This is a genomic window from Vibrio splendidus 12E03, assembly GCF_000272105.2.
GTDB lineage: Bacteria > Pseudomonadota > Gammaproteobacteria > Enterobacterales > Vibrionaceae > Vibrio > Vibrio splendidus_I.
This window is the reverse complement of record NZ_AJZD02000251.1, coordinates 1-1,907: the sequence shown is the minus strand read 5'-3', so window position 1 is coordinate 1,907 and position 1,907 is coordinate 1. Positions and strand designations below refer to the sequence as shown.

Genomic DNA, 1,907 nt, shown 5'->3' with positions numbered 1-1,907 from the left:
AGTCCCGTCCACTCCGCCACTTATTAGAAAGCCTAGTCTATGACTAGGCTTTCGTCGTTTCTGGGTATCGATAATTCGGTCTCCAACCATGAGCTCCGGTCGCCTGAGATCCTAGCTACACCGCCATTTATAAGAAGCCTCGCTAGAAATCGCGGTGCTTTTTTGCATCTAAATTACAGTGCTTCGCACGTCAGTCGAATAATTTACACAAAAGACTACCCTTAGCCTACAGCATCGGTGTTCTCCAAAACCAACCCTATGACTATGGAGTACATCATTTCTGACTCCTGATATGATTTGGCACGAGCATCACTTCAAATGCACGCAGCTTTAAGCTTAGTGCTCAAAAACTTGAGCCATACGATGTGTAAGTTAGCTTTATGAGACAGAACTGACTCAACGTATCCCCTTCTCGCACCTGAAACTATACAGGCCCTACAGCCCATCTTTTTGCTCTGCACTTGTAGGCTGTTTCTCGATTTAGCGAGTGTCCGTCAGGTACTAGATTACAGCCCTTCCTACATGAAACCTGACTTCTGTCCGAGCGGTGAATCTAGAGGTTAACTCTGACGTGTATTAAGACTCCATCATAGAGGCTTCTGCTAAGAACGCTAGAGCCCCTAATGATTCGACTTAATAGCTATTGTTATGCATTTATCTAAAACCACTCTCGATGGTATTGGGCGCCTTGTTCGAAGTATTTCAAAGGGTAAAAGTGGACTAGATTCAGGTTGAAGGAGGGGGCGTTTGGTTGCGTTCCAAAGTTGTGCTGGAGGGAGATATATTAAGAAATAGTGAACCTCTCGTATCCGTGCCTACACGTGCAGTAATGTTTATCACCTAACCGGATTGGGACTCTCTGGTTCTAGGGGATGGTATTTTAGGATGTTTACCGGTCTCTTTTCGATTCTGATTTGCTTGTTGACTCGATATGAATTGGTTGTTTGACCGTTTTGCTCTGAGCATATTGATTTCTTGCTGGTTAGTTCAAGCTATGTTTTGGCTATTGCGACTAAGATAAAGATAGAAGGTGACTACTGTTTGCTTGGTAAGAATAGAAAATCCCCAAGTCATCGGTGGATAGTTTTGTGATTTTTTAAGAAATAGATAAAGCCTTAAAACCTAATGGATCTAACTATGAAATTGAGTTTTAACTTTGAAGATGCGAGCCAAATCTTTGTGGGATCTTTCGCTTTGGCCGTGCCGATTTCTTTTTCTGAAGAGGCTTGGAAGTTAGGGGAGACTTTACCTACCGCTAATCTATTGCTGCTATTTTTACTGTCAGCGGTGTTCTTAGGCTTCTATACCTATGAGAGTGTCTTTCAAAAAGATGTTGTTGCTCGGTTGCCGGTGTTTATTTTCAGAATAGTTATTGCTTATGTTATGACGGCATTGGTCGTTGCTTTGGTACTGACTTGCCTAGACAAATTACCTCTATTGAGTGATCCCGTCGTATCGATCAAAAGAGTGATTGTTATTTCGATGCCAGCCTCTATGGGCGCTATTGTAGTGGATAGTTTTGATAAAGAGTGACTTGTGTGCCAATTTGGATTTAAGTGTCTTACAGAGCTTTTCTAGCGCTTATTTGATTCGTTATTTAGCTTTCTCACCTCCAAACTTAGCATTGATTTTGTCAACCGATCTCCTCATCAATAAAATGAGTAGCAACGTACTGTGACTGACTCTTACGTGAATGTGTCGTTTGTTGTTGGGAGATTTTGAAGAGCATTAAGTAGCGAAGATTTGTAGCTTTGGAAGGGTATAAAAACGGTTGGTTTCTGAATTGAATATGGTATTTGAAAGGTGAGGGTAGTTGTATTAATAAGTTAGGCTCTTTAAATGCAAAAAAGCCGCATCAATGATGCGGCTTCTTTTAATTGGCTCCCCTTGCAAGACTTGAACTTGCG

At 41.7% G+C, this 1,907-nt stretch carries 1 protein-coding gene; it reads left to right on the top strand.

Annotated elements, in window-relative coordinates:
• Positions 1 to 1,137: 1,137 nt before the first annotated feature.
• Positions 1,138 to 1,533, top strand: a complete 396-nt coding sequence (locus tag A142_RS15975) for a DUF2391 family protein (RefSeq protein ID WP_017060180.1) — start codon at positions 1,138 to 1,140, stop codon at positions 1,531 to 1,533.
• Positions 1,534 to 1,907 lie beyond the last annotated feature (374 nt).

Bases quoted from the DNA above. Each gene is read 5' to 3' on its own strand.
- A142_RS15975 (WP_017060180.1), top strand. From the start codon at position 1,138: ATGAAATTGAGTTTTAACTTTGAAGATGCGAGCCAAATCTTTGTGGGA.